Annotated in this window: 16 protein-coding genes; 7 read left to right on the forward strand and 9 right to left on the reverse strand. The window is 37.5% G+C overall.

What is annotated here, in order from left to right:
- Positions 1-91 precede the first annotated feature (91 nt).
- Together ppx and ACFINE_RS05510 are read right to left on the reverse strand one after the other, a co-directional pair.
- Positions 92-1,609 carry an exopolyphosphatase gene (gene ppx, locus ACFINE_RS05505; protein WP_375611538.1) on the reverse strand — a complete coding sequence of 506 codons (1,518 nt, stop codon included), beginning with the start codon at positions 1,607-1,609 and terminating at the stop codon, positions 92-94.
- A gap of 6 nt (positions 1,610-1,615) precedes the next feature.
- Positions 1,616-3,796: an RNA degradosome polyphosphate kinase gene (locus ACFINE_RS05510; RefSeq protein WP_375613092.1), complete on the reverse strand. Its 2,181-nt coding sequence runs from the start codon at positions 3,794-3,796 to the stop codon at positions 1,616-1,618.
- A 325-nt stretch (positions 3,797-4,121) separates the two neighbouring features.
- On the opposite strand from ACFINE_RS05510, the gene ACFINE_RS05515 reads away from it, so the two are divergent.
- Complete coding sequence (locus ACFINE_RS05515) at positions 4,122-4,370, forward strand: zinc-finger domain-containing protein (RefSeq protein WP_375621323.1); 249 nt, start codon at positions 4,122-4,124, stop codon at positions 4,368-4,370.
- A gap of 52 nt (positions 4,371-4,422) precedes the next feature.
- Positions 4,423-5,670 (forward strand): FAD-binding protein, encoded by a 1,248-nt coding sequence (locus ACFINE_RS05520; protein ID WP_375621324.1) that lies wholly within the window; start codon positions 4,423-4,425, stop codon positions 5,668-5,670.
- Between the two features lie 191 nt (positions 5,671-5,861).
- Here ACFINE_RS05520 and dnaE read toward each other — a convergent pair whose 3' ends face one another.
- Positions 5,862-9,329 carry a DNA polymerase III subunit alpha gene (dnaE, locus tag ACFINE_RS05525; RefSeq protein WP_375621339.1) on the reverse strand — a complete coding sequence of 1,156 codons (3,468 nt, stop codon included), beginning with the start codon at positions 9,327-9,329 and terminating at the stop codon, positions 5,862-5,864.
- Between the two features lie 402 nt (positions 9,330-9,731).
- Here dnaE and recG point away from each other — a divergent pair, with 402 nt between their 5' ends.
- Positions 9,732-11,840 carry an ATP-dependent DNA helicase RecG gene (recG, locus tag ACFINE_RS05530; protein ID WP_375621325.1) on the forward strand — a complete coding sequence of 703 codons (2,109 nt, stop codon included), beginning with the start codon at positions 9,732-9,734 and terminating at the stop codon, positions 11,838-11,840.
- A gap of 354 nt (positions 11,841-12,194) precedes the next feature.
- Here the strand turns inward: recG and glmS are convergent, their stop codons facing one another.
- The 5 genes from glmS to ACFINE_RS05555 form a co-directional block, all read right to left on the reverse strand.
- Entirely contained in the window at positions 12,195-14,018 is a 1,824-nt protein-coding gene (glmS, locus tag ACFINE_RS05535) for a glutamine--fructose-6-phosphate transaminase (isomerizing) (RefSeq protein WP_375621326.1), read from the reverse strand.
- Positions 14,019-14,191: 173 nt separating this feature from the next.
- On the reverse strand, positions 14,192-15,541 hold the full coding sequence (gene glmU / locus ACFINE_RS05540; RefSeq protein WP_375610449.1) for a bifunctional UDP-N-acetylglucosamine diphosphorylase/glucosamine-1-phosphate N-acetyltransferase GlmU: 1,350 nt from the start codon (positions 15,539-15,541) through the stop codon (positions 14,192-14,194).
- Positions 15,542-15,555: 14 nt separating this feature from the next.
- Positions 15,556-16,344 (reverse strand): cytochrome c biogenesis CcdA family protein, encoded by a 789-nt coding sequence (locus tag ACFINE_RS05545; RefSeq protein WP_375610470.1) that lies wholly within the window; start codon positions 16,342-16,344, stop codon positions 15,556-15,558.
- A gap of 43 nt (positions 16,345-16,387) precedes the next feature.
- Positions 16,388-17,377 carry a carboxypeptidase regulatory-like domain-containing protein gene (locus ACFINE_RS05550; RefSeq protein WP_375621340.1) on the reverse strand — a complete coding sequence of 330 codons (990 nt, stop codon included), beginning with the start codon at positions 17,375-17,377 and terminating at the stop codon, positions 16,388-16,390.
- A gap of 39 nt (positions 17,378-17,416) precedes the next feature.
- Positions 17,417-17,740: a HesB/IscA family protein gene (locus tag ACFINE_RS05555; RefSeq protein ID WP_375613096.1), complete on the reverse strand. Its 324-nt coding sequence runs from the start codon at positions 17,738-17,740 to the stop codon at positions 17,417-17,419.
- Positions 17,741-17,848: 108 nt separating this feature from the next.
- Between ACFINE_RS05555 and ACFINE_RS05560 the strand changes: the two genes are divergently transcribed.
- From ACFINE_RS05560 to ACFINE_RS05570, 3 genes are all read left to right on the forward strand, one after another.
- On the forward strand, positions 17,849-19,051 hold the full coding sequence (locus ACFINE_RS05560) for a deoxyguanosinetriphosphate triphosphohydrolase (RefSeq protein ID WP_375621327.1): 1,203 nt from the start codon (positions 17,849-17,851) through the stop codon (positions 19,049-19,051).
- 30 nt (positions 19,052-19,081) lie between these two features.
- Entirely contained in the window at positions 19,082-20,839 is a 1,758-nt protein-coding gene (gene argS / locus ACFINE_RS05565) for an arginine--tRNA ligase (protein ID WP_375621328.1), read from the forward strand.
- Positions 20,840-20,990: 151 nt separating this feature from the next.
- Complete coding sequence (locus tag ACFINE_RS05570) at positions 20,991-23,507, forward strand: SPOR domain-containing protein (RefSeq protein ID WP_375621329.1); 2,517 nt, start codon at positions 20,991-20,993, stop codon at positions 23,505-23,507.
- A 177-nt stretch (positions 23,508-23,684) separates the two neighbouring features.
- Here ACFINE_RS05570 and ACFINE_RS05575 read toward each other — a convergent pair whose 3' ends face one another.
- Entirely contained in the window at positions 23,685-23,960 is a 276-nt protein-coding gene (locus tag ACFINE_RS05575; protein WP_375611528.1) for a hypothetical protein, read from the reverse strand.
- Between the two features lie 310 nt (positions 23,961-24,270).
- On the opposite strand from ACFINE_RS05575, the gene ACFINE_RS05580 reads away from it, so the two are divergent.
- Entirely contained in the window at positions 24,271-25,377 is a 1,107-nt protein-coding gene (locus ACFINE_RS05580) for a branched-chain amino acid aminotransferase (protein WP_375613100.1), read from the forward strand.
- Positions 25,378-25,444 lie beyond the last annotated feature (67 nt).

Here is a 25,444-nt window from a genome sequence, read left to right on the forward strand (position 1 = left end):
TTGTCCAGCTCATGATGATAGGCTACCTAGTTTATCCCTCGTCAATGGCCCTATTATTAAGACATAAAACACGAATAAATTAGGAAAAAAATCAAAAAATTTCAAAAGCGAGAGGTTGTTTTATTATTTTTGATAACTTCTGTAATCGTCCAAGAGGACGTTCTCCTAATAACCCAGCGTAATTCTTTGGGATCTGCAGGATAATATGATCTGCTTTTTTATGCCACAATAAATGAGGTAAAATTCCTGCAACAGAAGCACTAAAAAGATGAGCAATACGCATAGTTTCGCCAAGAATACGTGCTTTTTCAATTATATTTTGAGTTGCTAATTGAAAAATGGGAAGAGATTCTTTATCAACCAATAAACTCGTATTGCGAAAAAAAACAGCAAGTGCCGCATAAAGGCGCCCTTCATGAGAAATTCCTGGATAAGATCCTAAAGCTATTTGATTTGCTGCTTCATTGCCTCGATAATCTGGATGTATACGCCAACCAATATCCGCAAGAAGACAAGCGGCTTGACGATAACGGCATTCATTTTCGGTTTCTGAAATTCCAAAAACTTCAAAAGCATTCGTCGTAAAATCAATGAGTTCTTCTGCTTGTTTTGGTGAACGTGCCCGTAAAATAGCCATTTCTGTGCATGCTGCAATGAGAGGATCTGAAAGTCGAATCGCCTGCGGCAATCGTGAATAAAGAAAACCTTCACGAACGCCAGCACCAGAAAAGATTATCTTTTCAAACTCCATACACTGAATGAGTTCAATAAGAACTATTGCCCCATAAGATAAAAGTTTTCGACGGTTCTGAGAAACCGCTGCAATCCCTCTCATATTATCAATATTGCCACGTGCTACAAGACGTAAAAAGTTCTCCATTTCAACAGCATCAACTTCATAGCCATGCATAACAGGGAGCCGATAGTGTTTCATTGCCATATGGAGTTTTGCCAAATTACGCCATGTCCCCCCTACTGCATAAAAATAACGTGCTATACCTTTACGAGCACGAACAACAGACGATTTATAAAATTGCTCATGTACAATTTTTGTAGCTACAGCACTATCATTATTTGACATATACTGTAGCCTTAAACCACCCAATGGGAGCGTTATCCCTTCACCAACATCAGAATGATCAATATCAATCAGCTCAAGACTTCCACCACCAAGATCCCCAGAAATACCTTTTGGTTGATAAAAAGTAGACACAACTCCATATGCTGAATACATAGCTTCTTCACTTCCTGAAAGAAGATATATTTTATTTTGCAAAATATCTTCAGCATGCTGAATAAATGCTACGCCATTCTGTGCATCTCGTGCTGCTGCTGTTGCTAAAGTATAGACCTCATCTGCCCCAATCTGTCGACAAAGCGTACGAAACCGTTTCAGTGTTTGCAACGCCATTTTCATCGATTTTTCTTCTAAAAATCCTGTTTTCGCCACACCATGACCGAGACCACAAAGAATCTTTTCATTAAATAAAACTGTTGGTGATCGAACAAGCCCCTCATAAATAACCAACCGAACAGAATTTGAGCCAATGTCAATAACAGCAACAGGCTTACGCCCTTTTAACCGACCTTGAGCATCTCTATATGTCATTGGATTTTAGTCTTTATGTATTTCGGCTTGTTGCCGATGCAACGCAACCAAGCGCGAAACAGAAGACTCAAAAGACTCATTTTCCCCCGCAAAACTTGTATTGGCCATAAAATACTCCTGCGCATTAAATAGACTTTCACCTATCTGCGGTGTAATACGTTTTGATGTTCCATCCTTAAGTATATCAAAGCTTTGTTGATTATCAATGATATTAGCTAACATAATCTGTAAAAGAATTTTTTGACGCACTATTTTATTAAAAACCGGAACCAATATTTCAATACGATAGTCCAAATTACGAGGCATCATATCAGCAGAGCCTAAGTAAACGAGTGCATTTTCATTAGGCAAATCTTGACCATTCCCAAAACAAAAAATGCGACTATGTTCAAGAAAACGCCCGACAATTGATTTTACACGAATATTATCCGAAATTCCTAGAATACCAGGACGTAAACAACATATCCCCCGCACAACCAAATCAATTTGCACCCCTGCTTGACTGGCACGATATAAAGCATCAATAATTTCAGGATCAACCAATGCATTAACTTTCATCCAAATAGCAGCAAACCTTCCCTGTTGTGCATGAACAATTTCTCCCTCAATATGCTCTAAGATACGACCACGCAGTGTTAAGGGTGAAAAAGCAATCTTCATTGTTTCATTTGGACGCTCATATTGCGCAATATAATTGAATAATAACGCAACATCATGAGCGATATCATCATCCGTGGAAAAAAAAGAAAGATCGGTATAAGTTTTAGCATTAATGGGATGATAATTTCCTGTTCCAAGATGAACATAAGAGCGAAGACGTTTTCCCTCACGTCTCACAACTAATGACATCTTAGCATGCGTTTTTAATGCAATAAAACCAAAAATAACTTGAACTCCAGCACATTCAAGATCCCGGGCCCAACGAATATTTGCTTCCTCATCAAAACGTGCTTTAAGTTCTACCAAAGCAGTCACAGACTTTCCCTGTTCAGCTGCTTTAATCAAAGCGCCAACAATTGGACTATCATTTGATGTACGATAAAGTGTTTGTTTTATTTCTACAACATCAGGATCGCAAGCAGCTTGACGTAAAAATTGGACAACAACATCAAATGTCTCATAGGGGTGATGAATCACAATATCATTTTCACGAATAGCCGCAAAACAATCCCCTTTATGTTTACGAATACATTCTGGAACACGAGAAATATAAGGAATAAATTTAAGATCATCGCGGGGAATAGAAACAATTTCTGATACCGTATTAAGCGCTAAAAATCCGTCAAGGACATTAATACAATTATCAGGAACAGCGAGACTATTCGCTATAAATTGGCGTAAACTCTCTGGCATTTTTGCGTCAAACTCAACTCGAATAACCTGCCCACGGCGCCGCCTTTTAAGAGCAGTTTCAAAAAAATGAACAAGATCCTCAGCTTCTTCTTCTACTTCAATATCACTATCTCGGATTATTCTAAATGTACCAATTTCTTTAACCTCATAGTTAGGAAATACATATTTAATAAAAAGGCAAATAACATCTTCAGATGCAATAAAACGAAAATGATTGCCTTCTTGAGGAAGAAGAATAAAACGCCTTAAAAGCATTGAAATAGATAACAACACTGTGTGTGAATTCTGATCAGTTTCTCCAGACAATTGAAGCCCAATAGAAAGCCCTAAATTAGGAATAAATGGAAAAGGATGAGTAGAATCAACAGGTAAAGGTTTTAAAACAGGAAAAATTGTCTCAAGAAAATATTTTTCAAGCCATGATTTTTCAATTTCTGAAAGATCATCAGAACAAATAATTTCAATATCATTCTTTTTTAATTCATCACGTAAAACATTCAATTCTCGTAGTTGGTGAGCCTGCAGCTTTGAAATCTCAGCTAATACAATATCAAGTTGTTCCTGTGGAGTGTGCCCATCTGCACTGCACGCTGTAACGCGAGCACGAATTTGAGCTGCTAGTCCTGCAACACGAACCATAAAAAACTCATCAAGATTTGCAGCTGAAATAGAAAGAAATTGTAGACGTTCTAATAAAGGATGTTTCGAATTAGCCGCTTCCATCAAAACACGATTATTAAATTGTAGCCATGAAAACTCTCGATTAATAAATCGTACCGGATTTTTCATTGTTATATTCGATATAGAAATTTTATCTACCACCCTCTGTTCCATATATCCTAAATAATTTTCTTTTATATTTTCTAAAATCCTTGACGAAATATCTCACATAACATTTGATAATATGTTATCATCATAATAATATATCAATGCCTAACTTCCCTCATCATTTTTCCATTTAATATTTAAAAGTACTTGGAATTATTGCTATGCGCAAAGCACTAAAAGTAAGACAACTATTCTAATATAGCATAAAAGAAGAGAAATTTGTCTTAAAAAGCATCTTGCATTATTATACGCTTTATTACAAACTCACGCCTATAAAATAGAAGAGCCCAATCATAGCTGATGAGAAAATTTATTCTGGAGTTTGTATGCCATGGCTGATCACAATATTCCTCATTTCCAAAATGACCTTGGATATAAAACAATCGAAATTGGTGTGAAAGAATTTATGTGTGTAGGCGCTACACACCCATTCGATCATCCTCATATCTTTATCGATATGGGAGCAGCAGATGAGAAAATTTGCCCTTACTGCTCAACCCTTTATCGTTATGTTCCCTCGCTATCATACGATCAAACAAGCCCAACAGGATGCTTATATCATCCAGAAAAGCTATTATAATTGCGTTTTTTGGCTTTCTTAATAACCCCTCTTTTAATTCTGCTTGTTTAATATGAAATCATTTGTGGAACAATCACCCATCATCGTTGGAGGAGGAATTGCTGGTTTAAGCACTGCTTTAGCACTCGCTCATAAAGGAATTGCAAGCACCATTATCGAAAAGTGTAAGCAACTTGAAACGATAGGCGCTGGTATTCAACTGACACCAAATGCAACATCTATTCTTGCTCGCTGGAAACTTCTTAACAAACTCACTGAAGTCGCGACAATCCCATATTTTCTTGAGTTAAAAGATGGATTATCTTTAAAAATACATCTACGGGCTCATCTTATTAATCTAACAGAAAAATATTGGAAAGCCCCTTATATGACGATTCACCGCGCGGCTTTACAAAAAATTTTATATAATGCAGTGATTGAAAATCCTTTGATCAAATACAAAGCAGGCGAAACGATTGTATCTTCTACCCAATCGGCAACCAACATTAAAATCACGACAATAAAAACAGATACGGCAACAGAACAGCTTTATTCAACGCCCCTCTTGATCGGATGTGATGGCGTTTGGTCAACATTACGGCAACAATCTCCTTTTCATGAAAAAGCAAATTTTAGTGGCTTTATTGCTTGGCGTGCAACAACAACATCTGATAATCTTCCTCAAAACTTTCGTTCTTCATTGCAAAATATGAAGACAATTACGGCTTGGATGGGACCAAAAAATCATCTTGTTGTCTACCCCATTCAATCGTCAGAAAAAATTTTTAATTTTGTCGCCATTACGCATGGAGAAAATTCAAAAGAAGGATGGGCCCATAAAGGAGATAAAGAAAAACTCAAATCTCTTTTTAAAGATTGGAATTCAAAAATCTTACAAATCTTCGATCATATTGATGAATGGAGTTATTGGCCACTTTTTCAAATGAAACAAAATCGTTTTATCGGTTTAGAGAGACAAGTATTTGTTGGCGATTGCGCACATGCTGCCTTACCTTTTGCAGCACAAGGTGCCGCTATGGCAATCGAAGATGCTGCCACATTAGCAAAAGCACTTTCATTGAAAGATTTTTCATTAACGAAAGCACTTTCGCTTTACGAAACAACACGCACCCCGCGTATTGCAGCAGTAAAAAAACGCGGAGATTTCAATAGATTAGCCTATCACGCAACCGGTCCCATAGCAATTGCACGCAATCTCATGATGAAAATTCGTACACCAGAGAGCATTATGTCAGATCTCAATTGGCTTTACATGTATGATGCGATGAATTCTATAAAAAATAATGATAAAAACTTATAAAATTCTTCCGGCACTTTGAATATTACGAAAGAACGAGATTTTTTTAATTTTATGACACTAAAAAATATCATAATTTACTCTAATAAAAGCAATATTTTTCGAAACCTACAATCCGATTTTAAAAGCTCCATTTTTAGCTCTCCTAAAAGCAAAAACACCACTCAAAATCAGCTCCCATTTTTAATCTTTCTTTAACTCAATTCTACATCAACAACACCCTGAATTAATTTCATAGCATTTGCGACATGTGAATTTACCTTATATCGCTTAGGAAGCGCAATTTCGACTTCTCGCAATCCATCCTCTTGAATTAAAATAAGCCCAACCTCTCCATTCCCCCCAAGATTTAAATTTTGTTCAATTTGTGGAAGCATATCAACTGTTTTTATAAAGAGACGCATCATTTTATGCTGTTGTAATGATTCATTTTCCAAAGACTGAATTGTTTCAATTCGCAAACTAACTCCTTCAGAACGATTTTCTGCGCTCACCGTAATAATAAAAGATTTTCCGGGTTCTAGCATCTCTTCATAATCCGAGAGTGCCTCAGAAAAGAGAACTGCTTCATATTGTCCACTTGTATCAGAAAAATGAATAATTCCCATTTTTTTACCAGATTTTGTTTTGCGCACGTTTTTTGCCACAACAGTTCCAGCAAGCCGTGCAGCCGTTGCTCCCCCTTTAACGGCATTGGCAAAATTACCCCAAGTCTGAATGCGTTTTTTGTTCAGAATAGCTTGATACTCCTCCAAAGGATGCGCAGAAAAGTAAAAACCTATAGCTTGAAATTCTCGATAAAGTTTCTCAGCCGGCAACCAAGGGGTTGTTTGCGATAAAATCAATGGTTCTTTTAATCCGCCTGCCATTCCAAATATATCAACCTGCCCGCTAGAATTGTCATCGAGAATACGAAGTGCACGCGCATGAAGGGTTCCAAGATTGGCTAATAAAACCTCACGTGCAATGTTAAAACAATCAAAAGCACCAGCACAAACTAAACTTTCCATCGCACGCTTATTAACAATACGAGGATCAACACGCGCACAAAAATCTTCCAAATCCTTAAAAATCTTACTCCCACGACAAGAAACAATATGATCTACAACAGTTTCTCCCACACCTTTAATGGCAGCAAGAGAATAATAAATACAGTTATCACCAACCTCAAAAACACGATGAGATGTTTGTATAGAAGGTGCAATAACTTCAATACCCAACCTTAATGCTTCACGCCGAAAATCATTGAGCTTATCTGTATTCGTCATATCATATGTCATTGAAGCAGCTAAAAACTCAACGGGATAGTTTGCTTTCATATAAGCTGTTTGGTAAGAAACAATTGCATAAGCAGCAGCGTGCGATTTATTAAAACCATAATCGGCAAATTTTGCTAAAAGATCAAAGATAATATCAGCTTGATCTTTATCCACACCACCTGCAACGGCTCCATTAACAAAACGCGTACGCTGTTTTTGCATTTCAGCATGAATTTTTTTCCCCATAGCACGACGTAATAAATCGGCTTCCCCAAGCGAATAGCCAGCAAGCACCTGAGCAATCTGCATCACCTGTTCTTGATAAACAATAACACCTTGTGTTTCTTTGATCAGATGATCTATTTTAGGATGAATAGAAGCAATTTCCTCTTCCCCATGTTTGCGTGCATTATAGGTTGGAATATTCTCCATTGGACCTGGACGATAAAGTGCAACCAGCGCAATAATATCTTCAATACGGTCTGGCTTCATTCCAATCAACGCCTTGCGCATACCAGAACTTTCCACCTGAAACACGCCAACCGTTTCACCACGTGCCATCATAGCGTAGGTTGCTTCATCATTCAGAGGAATATTTGATAAATCTATTTTAATCCCCTTTCTGGCAACAAAATCGACTGCCATTTTCAAAACAGTAAGCGTTTTTAATCCAAGAAAATCAAATTTTACCAGCCCCGCTTGTTCAACATATTTCATGTTAAATTGTGTAACAGGCATATCAGAACGAGGATCACGATACATCGGGACAAGCTCCCAAAGTGGACGATCTCCGATAACAATCCCAGCAGCATGAGTTGAAGCATGACGATAAAGTCCCTCCAACTGAAGCGCTATATCTAATGCGCGTCCAACAACGGGATCTTTTTTCTTTTCTTCTTCAAATTTAGGTTCATCCTTAATAGCATCTGCTAATTCTACCTGACTTCCTGGGGTGGCAGGAATTAATTTTGTAAGATAATCCACCTGACGATAAGGAACTTCTAAAACACGCCCCACATCACGCAAAACTGCACGTGCCTGTAACTTACCAAAAGTAATAATTTGAGCAACTTGATCACGTCCATATTTTTTTTGAACATATTGAATAACTTCTTCGCGCCGCTCTTGACAAAAGTCGATATCAAAATCTGGCATCGAAACACGATCTGGATTCAGAAAACGTTCAAAGAGAAGAGAAAACCGCAAGGGATCCACATCAGTAATCGTCAATGCATAAGCAACAAGTGAACCAGCACCAGAACCCCGGCCTGGTCCAACGGGAATGTCATGAACCTTTGCCCATTTTATGAAATCTGAAACGATAAGAAAATATCCAGAAAATTGCATACGCGTAATAACTGAAATTTCATAATCAAGCCGCTGTTCATAATCTGCAATCGTATACCCTTCAGCCAACCCTATTGTTTCAAGCCGAATCTTCAAACCATCTTTAGCCTGATTTAATAACTCACTATCTTCTATTTCTAAAGTAGTTTCTGAATTAACAGATTGTTCTATAAAACGAGGCAATATCGGTTTTCGAAGAGGCGAGGCAATATGACAACGCAATGCAATTTCAACACTATTTTCCAAAGCTTCTGGAAGATCAGAAAACAGTGTAACCATTTCATCTTGTGACTTCAAATAATGATCTGGTGTCACACGTTTGCGATCTGGATTAGAGACAATTTGTCCTTCTGAAACAGCCATCAGCGCATCATGCGCTTCATATCCTTCTCTTTTCAGAAAAAAGGCTTCATTCGTTGCTACAAGAGGAATTTCATGCGCATAAGCCAATTCAATAAGATCAGCTTCTACTCTCCGGTCATAAGAGCCATGCCGTTGTAACTCCACATAAAGACGATCAGCAAAAGATTTTTTCAAATAAATTAAGCGCTCAACAGCATGTTCTTTTTTCTCTTCTGCCAAAGAAAGATTAATAGGTCCTCCCTTTCCACCCGTTAAAGCGATTATGCCTTCACTGTGTTCTGACAACCAATCAGCTTTAATATGAGGAGGATCAGTATCACACTTATCAAGATAAGCACGGCTCACAAGACGAACCAAATGAGCATAACCGGTTTCGCTAGCAGCCAAAAGAACAATAGAGCAAAAATCTGAAGGATTACGCCATTTAGCCAAACGTGAATGATCATTTTCATCACAAAAATCAACAGTAAGCTGACAACCAATAATAGGTTGGACCCCATGAGAAAGACAATGCTGTGAAAATTCCAAAGCACCAAATAAATTATTGGTATCGGTAATAGCAACCGCTGGTGCATGATCTGAAATCGTCTGTTGAATAATTTGGGGGATTTTTAAAGCCCCTTCGAGCAAGGAATAAGCTGAATGCACTCTCAAATGAATAAAGCGAGGAAGAGAATTTTTGTTCTCTTGCATTTGCATTTTATTTTTTACCACTCTCACAATTTCCCACTACAAAATAAATGCTAAACAGCACCCCTTATAAAAGAAAAAACTTCTGTTTATCATCAAACTTTAAAGCTATAAATTCATCATCCTACATAGGAGCAATATCCCAATTTTATTAATATTTATAAGAGAGTTCTATCAAGAAAATGCTTCTATTCACAGCAAATAAACACCTAAAATAAAAAGAAAAACAATATACCTCATCTAAGCACTTTAATTTTTGACCATTTAATTGTATTTTTCTTTAAATATTAATTTCTCTTCCTAAAGTTCAATGTGTAAATAAAGCAACCTCCTCTTTATGACTTTATCCCCAAAAAGCTCTTCTAAAGGTCTAGAAAAAACAAAAAGGGCAGGTTAAATTTGCTCATGCCTCCAAGTCTTCTTACCCCACTTTTTAATTCTATCCGAACTCTTTCTGGTATTACACCTAAAGTCTATGGTTTATTGACCAAACTCTTAGATGTTAATCCCACACAACGCGAAGCAACCCTTATTGACCTTCTTCAATTAATGCCCCATTCCGTTATAGACCGCAGAATGCGTCCCAACATTGCTTGTGCAAAAGAAGGAGATACTGTTACGCTCGAAATTATCATCGATCAGCATCAACCACCACCCCGTGGTCACAACCGAATTCCCTATCGTGTTATTGCCCATGATCACACAGGAAAAATAAATTTAGTCTTTTTTCATGCTCAACCTCTTTGGCTAAAAAAACAACTCCCCGAAGGAAAAAAAGTCATTATATCAGGAAAAGTTGAATGGTTTAATGGACAGCTTTCAATGGCGCATCCAGACTATATTGCCCCAAGCGAACAATCAAATCAGATACCTCTGATCGAACCTGTCTATCCCTCTACTGCCGGACTAACTGTAAAGACACTAAGACGCGCCATACAAAACGCTCTTGATTTTATTCCTCTTCTACCAGAATGGATAGATGAAAATGTAAAAAAGCAGCAAAATTTTCCTTCTTTTTCCGTTGCTTTACGCCGTATCCATGCGCCCATTAACCCCAATGATCTATCCTTAGAAAGTACAGCACGCAAACGTCTTGCCTATGATGAATTGCTCGCTTGTCAATTGGCACTAGGACTCGTGCGTTTGAAAACTAAATCTCTTGTTGGCACTTCTCGACCATCAACAGGAATTTATACTAAAAAATTGCTTAATATCCTCCCCTTTCAACTCACAACCGGACAAAAAAAAGCAGTAGAAGATATCGCAAATGATCTTGCTTCACCAGAACCGATGCTAAGACTACTTCAAGGTGATGTAGGCGCAGGAAAAACTGTTGTTGCATTGATGGCAATGGCACAAATTGCTGAAAATTCAGGACAATCAGCTTTAATGACACCAACTGAAGTGCTTGCTAGGCAACATTTTGCCACCATCGCTCCTCTTGCCGAAAAGGTCGGATTACAAACAACGCTTTTAACAGGACGAGAAAAAGGGAAATTGCGGACAAATATCGTGAATGATATTCTGTCAGGTCAAGTTTCTATTGTCATCGGAACCCATGCTCTCATACAAAACAGTGTTACTTATAATAATCTCGCTTTAACCATTATCGATGAACAACACCGTTTTGGTGTCCATCAACGTATCGCTCTTACAGAAAAAGGCAATAAAGCTGATATGCTGGTTATGACCGCCACGCCCATTCCGCGCACACTTGTCTTAACAGCTTTTGGTGATATGGATGTCTCTAAAATTACCGAAAAACCAATGGGACGACAACCCATTACAACAGCAACGCTTTCTTTGAAACGTCTTCATGAGCTTATAGCGAGAATCGCAATTGCATTAGAAAAAGGAGAAAAGCTCTATTGGATTTGTCCTTTAGTAGAGGAATCGACAGCTCTTGATCTCACTTCAATTGAAAACCGCTTTGCATTTCTCCATGAGCGCTTTGGAGCACACGTTGGTATGATCCATGGAAAAATGTCTACAGCAGAAAAAGAAGCCGCTATGGCATCTTTTAAATGTGGAAATACACGTATTTTAGTTGCAACCACAGTCATTGAAGTGGGAGTAGATATTCCAGATGCTTCGATCATTATCATCGAACACGCGGAACATTTTGGCCTTTCACAATTGCACCAATTACGTGGACGTGTAGGACGAGGTGATAAAAAGTCTTCCTGCATTTTGCTCTATAAAGATCCACTGACTAAAACAGCAGCAACACGCCTTAATATTATCCGCAATACAGAAGATGGTTTTGAAATCGCTGAAGAAGATTGGCGCCTACGAGGCGAAGGAGAGCTTTTAGGTACAAAACAATCTGGAGTCCCTGAATTTCATATAGCAAACCTTGCAGTTCATAGCGATCTTTTGTCAATGGCAAGAAAAGATGCTCGTTTATTTTTACAACGCGATCCTCATCTTTCTTCTGAGCAAGGACAAGCTTTACGGTTGCTCCTTTATCTTTTCGGACACAACGATGCTGCACGCCTCTTACGAGCAGGATAACAAAGACCCTCTAATAAAAAACTTAAATATCTCTCTGTTCAAATATGGTTTTTTCTTAGAATTACCCATAAATGATCTACGCAGTCTCTTACCATCTTTATGCTTCATGAACGAATAACAAATCAACTGCATTAAAACAGTAGAAGCAATATTGCGTCTTTTTTACCATTATGTTCACATAGCTGATCCATTTTTTGATAGGTAAGAAGATATTTTTCGTTTTATCGTAAAGGATTGAGAAAGAAAAAAACTGTCTACAGCATTCTCGTTCAACAGAGAAAATGAAAAAATAAGTTTCATTATAAATCAATTTCTTACACTTGATTATTCTCCAAAAGATTCAGAAATATACTTTTATTCAACCGTGACTGATTTTGCTAAATTACGGGGTTGATCAACATCTGTTCCTAATAAAACAGCCGTATGATAAGCGATTAACTGAACAGGGAGTGCATAAATAATAGGAGAAATAAATTCTGGAACATCTGGCAAAGTGATCGTTGATAAAGTCTTAAGACAAGCCACCTCTGCTCCTTTTTTATCGGTTATTAAAATAATACGACCATTACGCGCTACCACTTCTTGCATATTAGAAAAAGTTTTTTCAAACCACCGATCATAAGGTGCAACAACAATAACGGGTATTGTCTCATCCACCAGAGCAATTGGTCCATGCTTTAATTCACCTGCCGCATAACCTTCAGCATGAATATAAGAAAGCTCTTTCAGTTTAAGAGCTCCCTCCAAAGCAATCGGATAAGAAGTTCCACGTCCCAGATAAAGAACACTTTTTGCATTCACCAAATCACGACAAATACATTCAATTTTTCTCTCTAATTTTAAGACCTCATTTAAAATACGTGGAACTTCTGCCAACTGTTGAACCAATTGCTTTTCTATTTGAGCCGAGAGATAGCCACGTTGTTTAGCCGCACTAAGAGCGAGTGAAGCAAGCGTTGCCAATTGACAGGTAAAAGCTTTTGTTGAAGCAACACCTATTTCCGGTCCAGCAAGTGTTGGGAGAATAAAATCAGCCTCCCTTGCCATTGTTGATTGCTCTACATTCACAATTGTTGCTGTTTTTACACCCCGCTCACGACAATAACGCAAAGAAGCCAATGTATCAGCTGTCTCACCAGATTGAGAAACAAACAGCGATAACACATCAGACGTTATAGGAGGTTCACGATAACGAAACTCCGAAGCAACATCATTATCAACACTTAAAGCGGCAAATTTCTCAAACCAATAGCGCGCAACTAAGGTTGAATAATATGCCGTTCCACAACTCGCAAAAAGAAGCCGATGAATATTTTTCCAATCAATCAAATTCTTAAGCGGTCGAACGACATAATTTCCAAGATCAAGATAATGTGCCAAATTATGAGAAATCACTTCAGGTTGTTCAAACATTTCCTTGTGCATAAAATGACGATGATTACCCTTAGAAATCAATAAAGCCCCTTCAAGTAATGTCGTCACAGGACGTTTGACCGGTTGGTTATTAGCATCATAAATTGTAACACCTTCCCGTGTGAGAACAGCCCAATCCCCATCTTCCATATAGCTAATATAATCAACGAATGGTGCCAAAGCTATGGCATCTGACCCCACAAAAAATTCATCTTTTCCATAACCAATTGCCAGAGGTGGACCAGAACAAGCCGCAATCATAAGGTTATCTTCACCTTCGAAAATAAGAGCAATAGCAAAAGCCCCCTGCAGCCTTTTCCAACTGGTACGTATGGCTTCTTGCGGAGAAAGACCATCTTTTAATGCACGCGTTATTAAATGTGCAATAACTTCCGTATCCGTCTCTGTTTCAAAGATACAACCATCCTCTATGAGTTCCTTTTGCAGTTCTACAAAATTTTCAATAATACCATTATGAACAATCGCAAGCTTTTCAGTCACATGGGGATGCGCATTGCGTTCAACAGCAATTCCATGCGTAGCCCAACGGGTATGACCAATCCCTAAACTTCCCTCCAGAGGTGTTTTTTTTAATTTTTCTTCTAAATGAACAAGCTTCCCCTCAGCACGTACACGATAAAGATGCCCATTATGGACCGTTGCCACCCCAGATGAATCATACCCTCTATATTCAAGACGTTTTAACCCCTCAACCAAAGAGGACGTAACACACCTCTTTCCAAGAACTCCAATAATTCCACACATTAAAAAGCTCCAACCCACATCTTAAGATTCAAATTTTACAAAACAATCCAACAGCCTTTATTTAAAACTATAAATAATAAAAATAATTCAAACATGGAATACGGCAATCTTTAAGAATAAATCTTCCATCCATCGTTAGATTAACACGAAACAAAAGAATAAGCTGAAAATAATCATTTTTTCTGTTTGTTTTCTAACAAACGCTCTCGAAATTTTGTCGCATAGCCCTCTTTTATAACCTGTCGTGCACGCCCAAAAGCCATACTGTTCATAGGAATATTTTCAGTAATAACACTTCCTGAAGCAACATAAGAGCCATCCCCTATTACCAATGGGGAAACAAGTGCCGTATTAGACCCAACAAAAGCATGATCACCAATCATGGTTTTATATTTGTTAAATCCATCATAATTGCAAGTAATCGTACCGGCTCCAATATTGGTATGTGCACCAATTTCGGCATCACCAATATAACTTAAATGATTGATTTTAGAAGATTCTCCTACCTTAGCTTGTTTGACTTCACAAAAATTTCCAATCTTTACGGACTTAGCCAACTCTGTTCCAGGACGCAAACGTGCATAGGGACCAATCTGTGCATCTCTACCAACCACAGCACCTTCGAGATAACTAAATGCATGAATAACCGCACCAGATTGTACTTTTACGTTTAACCCAAAATAAACATTTGGTTCTATCACCACCCCTGGTGCAATTTCTGTATCATAAGAAAAATAGAGTGTTTCTGGCTTTAAGAGTGTAACACCCGATAACATTAAATCGCGCGCTTTACGTTTTTGCCACAAAGAATCAGCCTCAGAAAGCTCAAAACCGTTGTTAATTCCTACAATATCTTCAAAAGGAACTTCAACAACACGCACATCTAATCCTTCGCGTGTTGCAAGAGAAGCAATATCTGTTAAGTAATATTCTTTTTTCACATTATTATTACCAACTTTCTCTAAAAGAGAAAGTGCATGTTTTCCACGCATAGCGAGTATTCCACCGTTACAAAAAGAAATCTTTTTTTCTTCATCGCTAGCGTCTTTTTCTTCTACAATTGCAATCAATTGACCATTTTTCTCGAGAAGACGTCCATAACCTGTTGGATGTTTGGTATGAAAACCTGCAAAAACAACATCTGCTCCATCAGCAAGCTGTGCACGCATTTGGTGCAATGAATCTTGCTGAATGAGAGGAGTATCCCCAAAAACAATGAGCACATCATCCACCTCCTTTTGCAAAGCTAAACGAGCAGACAAAACAGCATGGGCAGTTCCTAAACGCTCTTTTTGTTCAAAAATCATTACATCTTTTACAAATGACTGAACAACGTGCATAACCTCCTTAGCACCATATCCCACAACAACCGCTAATTGTGAAGAGCCTGCCAATTCTATTTGTTTTAGAACATGGCATATAAGAGGCAATCCAGCAATTTTATGAAGTACCTTAGGCAGAGACGATTTCATGCGCGTCCCCTCACCTGCGGCAAGAACAATAGAAAGACAACTTCTAACCATAAAAACACATAAGACTAACGAGAAAATCCAAAAAAATTCATAATACTGTGCCAACGAATATCTTCAATATAACTCAACGAAGGATAATGTTCTAAAAGCCAAAATGAAAGATCCTGCATAGAACCTGTTAAAAACAAAATCCCTGTAAGAATAAGAAAAACACCAATGATTTTTTCAACTTTTCCTAAATGAATACGAAAAGCTCCTAAAAATCGCATAAAACTGCTCGAAAATAAAGCTGCTAACATAAAAGGAATAGCAAGACCTAATGCATAAACCGCTAAGAGAACAGCTCCCTCTCCCACAGTTTCTTTTGTTCCAGCAAGCGTTATAATAGGACCTAAAATAGGGCCAATACACGGTGTCCAACCAAAGGCAAAAGCTAAACCGATAATATACGCGCCTAAAGGACCAGCAGGTGTTTTTTTGGTCTGAAAACGCGCCTCACGAAATAAAAAAGCGATCTTGAAAATCCCCAAAAAATTTAAACCAAAAATAATAATGACAATTCCAGCAGCAAGGGCAAACCAATCACGATAATAACCGATGAATTTCCCAATTGTACTAGCACTGGCACCTAAAGCAACAAAAACAGTCGTAAACCCAAGAACAAAAGCAATAACAGAAGATAATAAAGCCCACCGGATAAAGACTTTCTCATCAGGCTTTTCTGAACGAAAATCATCAATACCAACCCCTGCCATATAGCACAAATAAGGAGGAACTAACGGCAAAACGCATGGTGACAAAAAAGAGAGTGCCCCAGCAAAAAACACACCAACTGTTGAAATTTCAATCAAAATTCATACCCCGTCTTTCATCATAGTTTACCCCCATGAACAATGATCAATCCACATCTTCATCAATTTGTTGCATATTTTCTTCATTCGCTATCACACTTATATCTTCATCATGACCAGAAACGACTGAAAAAACTTTTTGATAGATTTTATCTTTATTTTTAGCAATTGCAATATACTCTCCCTCTGCTAACACGAGTGAAACATACGCACCAACTGTTTCATAAACGATATCACCAGAATCATTGGCAAGAGACCAACTTGTATCTGCAAGCGCTTCTCCTCCTTCTTGTCGCACCAACTTTAAGACAATCTGAGCGGACTGATGTTCAAGAGTAACTTCTGTTATTTTACCTGCATCCACTTGAATATCGGAACGAGCCGTCGCATTAATAGAACCATAATGGGAAGCAACATGGTAGCGGCCAGCTTTTAAACGCACAACTGAGTGGGGTTTAACATTTGATATAATCACTCCCGTATCATCATTTTCTTTTTCATCCTCATAAATGGTAAAACGGAGTTCCTTTTCATTCATTACGCCATTGAGCAGTGTTGCATTTAAAATGACACCACCAGCCTCAAGATTAAAGTTTTTTACAAGACTCTGCCCATTTTCTAAACGAATATGGCGCACAGCACTCATATGACCAAATGAGACATGAACAAGATAATTTCCTGGTTCGAGATTAAAACGTGCACCTCCCCCCTTATAGGTTGCCACTAATGGTAACTTATTATCAATCCCTAGAATAGGGGCATAAACCCGCCAGACAAGCCCTTTTTCAATATCCGGATGACTATTTGTTAATCGAGCATTCAAAATGAGTTGTGTTTGAGATGCTAAGTTTTCATTTTCCTGCTCTTGAGTCTTTACAATAAAACTCCTTGATTGTCTCTGCTGCTGATCTTGCCCTTCTCCTGCTTCAGAAAAAGCACAGTGACTCCAAGTCAATAAAGCAAGCACCACGCACAACCATACACATCGGTGCACTATTTTTATAAGAATACCCATTTTTGCATTGTTGACCAACATGATCTTTTTTTCAAGAAACAATATCACACAGCCATCATTTTAAATTGAGAAACTTACACCACAACCACATGATGAAACAGCATTGGGATTGTGGATTTGAAAAGACTGCCCCATAAGATCATCAACAAAATCAATCTCAGCTCCTTCCATAAAAGGAAGTGATAGTAAATCAATAAACACAACTGCCCCGTCTTTTTTGAGAACGAGGTCATCTTCACACATTTCAGAAACCAAGTCATATTTATAAGAAAAACCAGAACACCCACCACCTTCAACAGAAATACGTAATGCTATTTTATCGGTTTCACGCAAAAGTATCTGTGCAATTTTTTTGGCAGCAACATCTGAAATTTTCACATTCATTTTATATATCCTTGCATTAAACCATCAAGAAAGAGTATCCTACACTCAAAGAGCAGTTTATTTCTCATAAACCACTCTCAATTTTAAGATGATAATAGACAGCTTGCAATGGATATAGGAAATATCAACTTCAATTACCAATCTCGAGCAGTATACAGTGCTCATCCACAAACAAGCCGTGGTCGATTATACCATGAAACGATGAGCACCACACGCTCACCTTTTCAACGAGATAGAGATCGTATTATCCATTCTAATGCATTTCGACGTCTTAAACATAAAACGCAAGTGTTTATTGCTGATGAAAGCGATCATTACCGTACTCGCCTAACCCATTCCATAGAGGTTTCTCAAATTGCAAGAACATTAGCCCGTGCCCTGTGTCTTGATGAAGACCTTGCCGAAGCCATTGCCCTTGTTCACGACTTTGGACACACACCCTTTGGCCATGCAGGAGAAGATGCTCTTAATGAAGCCATGGTACATTATGGCGGCTTTGATCATAATGCACAAGCATTACGCATTGTAACAAAACTAGAACAGCGCTATGCAAATTTTGATGGACTTAACCTTACATGGGAAACCCTCGAAGGACTTGTAAAGCATAATGGTCCCCTTTTAGGTCCTCACGCGAAGAATAAGGAGGTTCCTATCGATATTTTACAATACAATGTAAAGCAAGAGCTTGCACTCGATTGTTTTGCAGGACTAGAAGCGCAATGTGCTGCTATTGCAGATGATATCGCATACAATGCGCATGATATTGATGATGGTCTACGTTCGCAATTTTTAACACTCGATCAATTTGAACATGTTTCACTAACAGCAGCAATATTAAAAGATATAACAGATGAGCATCCCCACCTCGACCAAACGCGTCGCGGTTACACGCTTGTACGAAGACAAATAACAACCATGGTTGAAGATGTTATCAAACAGTCACAAAAAAATTTAGCACGCATCAAACCAACAAGCATAAACGATATTCACCAAGCAAAACAAACTATTGTCACCTTTTCACCGACAATGACCGTTTATGAAAAAGAACTAAAAAACTTTTTATTTAAAAATCTTTACTACCATGAACAAGTTCTTAGTCGTCGCAATGCAGCAAAATGCATTGTACAAAAATTATTCAATTGTTATTATGAAAATCCAAATACAATGCCTGAAAGTTGGCAGAGCAAAACAGTGCACTTAAAAAATCAAGAGTTAGCACGTTTGATTGCTGACTTTCTTTCAGGCATGACGGATCACTACGCTCTACGTGAATATCAGCGTTTATTTGACCATACAGATAATTTCGTTTAATGGCTTTTGGCATCATCATGGAAGCTAAATATGAATATCTTTAAAAACTTCGAAAAAAAAATTAAGAGATCAATTGAATTATCTGATATAAAAGGAAAAAATGGAGAAGATCTAGATTTATCAAAAATCACTGTTGATCCTCCGCGTGATTCCTCCCACGGTCATTTATCAACCAATGCTGCTATGGTGCTTGCAAAATCTATTGGAATCAATCCACGTGCACTTGCAGATAAAATCATAGAACTTCTTAAAAATGATTCCTCTATCGAAAATATAGATGTTGCCGGTCCTGGTTTTATCAACATCAAGCTTACAAAATTATTTTGGCAAGATGTTATAAAATCCATGCTTGAATTAGGTACTTCTTATGGTCGTATTCCAATGGGACAAGGAAAATGCGTCAATGTTGAATATGTCTCAGCAAATCCCACTGGACCAATGCATGTAGGACATTGCCGCGGAGCCGTTGTTGGGGATGTTCTCTCCAATTTGCTACAATTTACGGGCTATAACATTACAAAAGAGTATTATATCAATGATGCGGGTCAACAAATCGAAGTCCTCGCCCATTCGGTACTATTGCGCTATCGTGAAGCTCTTGGGCAAAAAATTAATGAAATTCCAGAAGGACTCTATCCTGGAGAATACTTGATACCATTGGGTCAATCGCTTGCTCAAGAGTTTGGTGACCAACTCCTCATAATGGATAAAGATGAAGCCTTATCTCTTGTGAAAGAACGTGCAATTCATGCAATGATGTCCATGATTCGCGAAGATTTGGCTGCTCTTAATGTTTATCATGATATCTTTTTCTCTGAGCGAATGCTTTATGCAGATAATGCACGCGCCATTCGTAACACCATCAACGACCTCACTTTAAATGGTTATATCTACAAAGGAAAACTCCCCCCTCCCAAAGGACAAAATACAGAAGACTGGGAACCAAGCGAACAAACTTTGTTCCGTTCAACAAATGTCGGTGATGACCAAGACCGTGTTTTAGTCAAATCTGACGGTTCTTACACTTATTTTGCTGCTGATGTTGCTTATTTTCGGGATAAATTTAATCGTCATTTTGATGAAATGATTTATATTCTAGGCGCAGACCATGCTGGCTATGTAAAGCGGCTAGAGGCAATGGCAAAAGCGATTTCTGGTGATAAAGCCAAATTAAGTGTTTTCTTATGTCAATTGGTAAAACTCTTTCGCAACGGTCAACCTGTCCGCATGTCAAAAAGAGCGGGATCATTTGTCACTCTACGGGATGTTGTCGAAGAAGTTGGTCGTGATCCTGTGCGTTTTATGATGCTATACCGTAAGTGTGAAGCACCTCTTGATTTTGATTTTGCAAAAGTAACAGAACAATCAAAAGATAACCCCATCTTTTACGTACAATATGCAAGTGCACGTTGTCACTCAGTCTTTCGTCAAGCACAAGAAGCGCTTCATATTAAAAGCTTTTCAAATAATACATTGATTGCCCATCTTCATCGATTAACAGATAACCATGAAATATTGTTAATACGCAAACTTTCTGAATATCCACGTATCATTGAACAGGCCGTAATTCATAAAGAACCGCATCGATTAGCGTTTTACCTTTATGACCTTGCCTCCAGCTTTCACACCCATTGGAATAAAGGGAGTGAAAATCTCAATTTACGCTTTATTCAACCTGATGATAAAGAGTTATCCTTTGCAAGATTAGGATTGATACAAGCTGTTATCAATATTTTATCATCAGGGCTTACCATCATAGGAGTCGAAGCACCCATAGAAATGCGTTGAAAAAGTTCTATAAATACATACAATAGGTACTCTATTGATAAACTTTTTCATGTATCCTTGCATGAGAGGGGGAAAATTTATAATTTTAATATAACAAATCAAAATCAACCATTGATTGCACGTAAGTGCAAACCATCATGTGAGAAAAGCTATGAGCGATAACGATCGCAAAAATCTACACGAAACAAAACACGATCATGAACACCATGATCCTTTAGAAAGGCTTACGCGCATTTTTAATCCGCACAAACAAAGCGGAAACCAAAATGAGCAATCTTCTTTAAAAACAGAACGATCAACATCTCACCCCGAAACATCATCCTATGATGATGATTTTGATTTCTCCTTTCTAGAAGAGGAACTTGAAAAAAATTTAGCACATGACTTACCGTTTGATGATCAAAAAAAACAATGGGACTTGCATGCAACCAGCAACGCAACAGCCTCAGATATTGCACAATCTTCTTCTTTCAACCATTCAAAACAAAATAATTTATCTGAAGAGAAATATTCTTCACCTAGCAGTCATGATGAAGAACAAATTTTAGATGAGCTTTCTCCATTACCAATCCCAAAGAATCAATCACATCAACAGAAAAAAACAGCAACCAATGCTGATCCTTTTCTTGAAAAAAGTAATCTTATGTCACAATCAGAATCAGAAAATTTCTTTTTTGATAAATCTGAAAGGCACGAAAATAAGAGAGAGACGCCAGAAGATGTTGAACAAACCAATCGTTTTTCACAAATAAATTCACAACAACCTGAGACTACGAATATACAAAAAACTTATGAGGACAATCAAAACCTCTATGACACTCCTATAAACCATCCCTATAAAATTTCAGCTGATCAAGAAAATTGGATTAAAAAAGATTATCCTAATGTCTCCTCTTCTACAGAGGAAAATGAGTTTTTCTCATCTTCTAATCTTGTGTCAGAAAGACAAAACACTGCAAGAAATCAAACAACAAGTACCTTCTCCTCACCTTTAGATTCTCCACCAGTTGATAGACAATCTTATTTAAAGGGGGCTTCACAAGAAGATCATACAACCAATTATCCCCATTTTTTTGCAGCCCCCCCCTCACAACAAGAAACTTATGGCGAAAAAGTTCCGATATATGATGAGGCTCGAGCCCAATACATCAATAACGCCGAAGGTGCCTCTAACCCAAATAGAGAAATTTCATATAATGAAAATAATTTAGATGAGTTTCTTTCCTCATCCCCCTCTTTAAATACAAAACAAACGGATGGCTTTTTTGCCCATAACTATACGCACAGAGATACTCCCCCTCCCAATGTTGATACTTATAAATTTTCAGAGGAAATCGTAGAAAAAACTGGTCCTATTATGGTTCCAGAAGTCCCGTATGAAGCGCCAGAATATGATGTGCCAACTAATGGTGGTTTAGAAGAAGAATTTGCTGATGTACTCAATGTAGGGAATGTCCCAACGGATAATTTTTCTCAAAAAAAACAGAAAAACGAGGTTTTTAGTGAAGTTTTTCATCAGTCTATGCAAAATTCAAAAGAAGGTGTTTATATAAACTCTAAAGAACAAAATTCCGACTATTTTTCTTCTGCCAATATGGAATATAATTTTCCCTCTTTTAGCGAGAATTCATCATACACAAACTCAGATGAGGTTCCCACGCCTCCATCAGCTCCTCCTCCCTTAAAAAGTTTTATTTTTGGTAAAACTTTCATTAAAGGTTTTTTTATACTTATTTTAATAGGACTTGGGTTTGCTGGTTATTCTCATTTTTTTATGCCATCACAAAAAAATGAAGAAACGGTCATTATCCACGCTGATAATACGCCTTTTAAATTCAAACCAGAAACAACTGAAACGAAAAATGATGTTGCACATAATTTAGATATCTATAAACAAACAACTGAACAAAATGAGAAACAAGAAAATACACAACAATTTCTTATTGATAACTCTGAACAACCTGAAAATTTAAAAGAATTAAACCCTGAAGAATCTTCAAGCGTTTCCTCATCGTCTTTAAATGAATCTGATGTTGAAGATGCAGTCACAGAAGCCATAAATCATACTATTCCAATGCGAGAAGTACAAACTGTTATTGTCAATCAAGATGGTACAGTTACACTAGCCCCTGCGCATCAAACAAACAGCAAAACTGCTGCTCAATCTGAAGAAAGCATTGATCAAACTTCTAATGAACTTCAAGATTCGTCCCTTGTTTCGTCGCATGATTCTGACATAAACGACCAAGAAAGAGATCATGATCTCAAAAATAATATTGATAAAATAATCGCAGAAAATAATTCTAGCTCAAATATTGAAGAAAAATTTATCCCTATCCCTTCTCATGCAGAAAGAAATACACAAGTTGAAACACCAGCCGCGTCTCGCCCCATATCACCAAACAGAGTCGCAGCACAAAATTCAGAAAGTTATTACGTACAACTTGCATCTCAACCAACGTATGAGCTCGCTAGAAATTCTTTAAAAAATATGAAATCTAAATTTGGATTCCTTATCGGTGCCCGTTCTTTAAATATTCAATCCGCTTTTATACCAGGAAAAGGTACTTATTACCGTGTTCGGATTCAAGCGCAAGACCGTAATGAAGCCATAATCCTTTGTGAATCCATTAAAAGTTCTGGTGGAAGCTGCTTCATCACACGCTAAACCAATAATGCAACGGTTTTAACAACCGTTGCATTATTTATTTCCATACCATTTAATTACTTATCAAAAACTTCAGAAATTATAATCATTCCTCTCTTTTTTATGTCTTTGTGCTGACTTTATTCCTTAATCTACGTCGATTTTCGCCCTATCTAAAAGATTATATTTACGAAAAAATTACTCCGTACCCTTATAGGTATAAGGTACAGGAGGAAGTGAATTTAAATCTTTTTTGGGCGTTGTTACACTTTGGCTTGTTTCTGGGGTATTATAACGCGAACTATGTTCAGGAGATTTTGCAAAAAAAGATCCTAAAAAACCAAAAATAAACCAGATAATAACCATCGCAAGAAGAATAGCAAAAATACCCTTAGCGATTGAAACAGGTTGTTCACGACCTCTTCTTTCTGCGGCCATACGTTCTTCATATGTGTGATAATTTTTATCAATCATAGTGGATTCCTTTTCTCAATTCCCTTACCTTTAAATTTCTAGAAAATATGCATATATGAAATTATTCAGATACTTATTGTGAGAAAACGATAATTATAGACAAAAGTTCCAGCTTACTTCATAAAGTTGAGAAAAAGAAGCGAGGATAGAATTAAAATATCTACCCTACTCTAGCCTTTGAATTCTATAATAAACCCCTTTGTATTCTATAATAAAACATTGACACAAAGGTTTTGTTAATAATAGAGTTATAATCAAAATATTTCATTATTTTTATTAATAAAAATGAAACATACTCAAAAGGTTTTTTATGAAATCTCCCATATCATCGCTTCCCTTTAAAATAGAAAAACACCCATCTCCTCTGTCAGAAGAAAAATATGAAGAAATTTTAAAAAGTCCTGGTTTTGGTCAATTTTTTACAGACCACATGTGTACTATTCAATGGACTGAAGACAAAGGCTGGCACAATGCCGTCATTTCTCAATACAAAGCTTTAGAAATTAACCCTGCAAGTACCGTTTTACATTACGGACAGGAAATTTTTGAGGGTTTAAAAGCATATCGTGCAAAAGATGGACGCATCTTGCTCTTCCGTCCTGATGCCAATGCACAACGCTTTATAGAATCAGCACAACGTTTAGCTATGCCAGAATTGCCAAAAGATATTTTTCTGGATGCCGTTCATCAATTAGTAAAGATTGATCAAAAATGGGTTTCTGATCAGCCCAACGCTAGCCTCTATATCCGTCCATTTATGTTTGGCAATGAAAACTTTTTGGGAGTCCGCCCTTCTCAAGAATATCTTTTTTGTGTCATAGCCTCTCCAGTTGAATCCTATTTCAAAGGAGAAGAAAAATCTGTCAGCGTCTGGATTGAAACAGATTATAGTCGTGCCGGTCCAAGAGGAACAGGGGCTGCCAAATGTGGTGGAAACTATGCAGCAAGCTTACTGGCACAAAAAACTGCAACTGAAAATAATTGTAGCCAAGTACTCTTCCTTGATATGATTGAACATAAATGGATTGAAGAACTTGGTGGTATGAATGTCTGCTTTATTATGGACAATAATACACTTGTAACCCCCCCACTTAATGGAACTATCCTTCCAGGGATAACCCGTGATTCAATCTTAAGGTTAGCTCAACAAATGGGATTAAAAATAGAAGAGCGTCCTTATTCTTTTACAGCGCTTCAAGAAGATGCAAAGAGTGGACACCTTAAAGAAGCCTTTGCTTGTGGTACAGCTGCCGTTGTCACATCAATTGGTCGTTTTAGATATAAAGGGGGAGAATTTATTATTGGAAATGAAACAGTTGGAGAAGTTACAAAGCAGCTTCGTACACAATTGGTTGGCATTCAAAAAGGGAACATAGAAGATAAAAATGGCTGGGTACATTCTGTCCAGATCTCATAATATTTAAGGTATTCTCATATCTATAAACGCTTCCATGAAAGTAGATTCATGGAAGCGTTTTTCCTAG

This window comes from Bartonella sp. AA97HXZ, assembly GCF_042196985.1.
GTDB lineage: Bacteria > Pseudomonadota > Alphaproteobacteria > Rhizobiales > Rhizobiaceae > Bartonella.

Excerpts from the sequence above, each read along its gene's own strand:
- ppx (WP_375611538.1), bottom strand. The coding sequence starts at position 1,609 with ATGACATATAGAGATGCTCAAGGTCGGTTAAAAGGGCGTAAGCCTGTT.
- ACFINE_RS05510 (WP_375613092.1), bottom strand. The coding sequence starts at position 3,796 with ATGGAACAGAGGGTGGTAGATAAAATTTCTATATCGAATATAACAATG.
- ACFINE_RS05515 (WP_375621323.1), top strand. The coding sequence starts at position 4,122 with ATGGCTGATCACAATATTCCTCATTTCCAAAATGACCTTGGATATAAA.
- ACFINE_RS05520 (WP_375621324.1), top strand. The coding sequence starts at position 4,423 with ATGAAATCATTTGTGGAACAATCACCCATCATCGTTGGAGGAGGAATT.
- dnaE (WP_375621339.1), bottom strand. The coding sequence starts at position 9,329 with ATGCAAGAGAACAAAAATTCTCTTCCTCGCTTTATTCATTTGAGAGTG.
- recG (WP_375621325.1), top strand. The coding sequence starts at position 9,732 with ATGCCTCCAAGTCTTCTTACCCCACTTTTTAATTCTATCCGAACTCTT.
- glmS (WP_375621326.1), bottom strand. The coding sequence starts at position 14,018 with ATGTGTGGAATTATTGGAGTTCTTGGAAAGAGGTGTGTTACGTCCTCT.
- glmU (WP_375610449.1), bottom strand. The coding sequence starts at position 15,541 with ATGGTTAGAAGTTGTCTTTCTATTGTTCTTGCCGCAGGTGAGGGGACG.
- ACFINE_RS05550 (WP_375621340.1), bottom strand. The coding sequence starts at position 17,377 with ATGTTGGTCAACAATGCAAAAATGGGTATTCTTATAAAAATAGTGCAC.
- ACFINE_RS05555 (WP_375613096.1), bottom strand. The coding sequence starts at position 17,740 with ATGAATGTGAAAATTTCAGATGTTGCTGCCAAAAAAATTGCACAGATA.
- ACFINE_RS05560 (WP_375621327.1), top strand. The coding sequence starts at position 17,849 with ATGGATATAGGAAATATCAACTTCAATTACCAATCTCGAGCAGTATAC.
- argS (WP_375621328.1), top strand. The coding sequence starts at position 19,082 with ATGAATATCTTTAAAAACTTCGAAAAAAAAATTAAGAGATCAATTGAA.
- ACFINE_RS05570 (WP_375621329.1), top strand. The coding sequence starts at position 20,991 with ATGAGCGATAACGATCGCAAAAATCTACACGAAACAAAACACGATCAT.
- ACFINE_RS05575 (WP_375611528.1), bottom strand. The coding sequence starts at position 23,960 with ATGATTGATAAAAATTATCACACATATGAAGAACGTATGGCCGCAGAA.
- ACFINE_RS05580 (WP_375613100.1), top strand. The coding sequence starts at position 24,271 with ATGAAATCTCCCATATCATCGCTTCCCTTTAAAATAGAAAAACACCCA.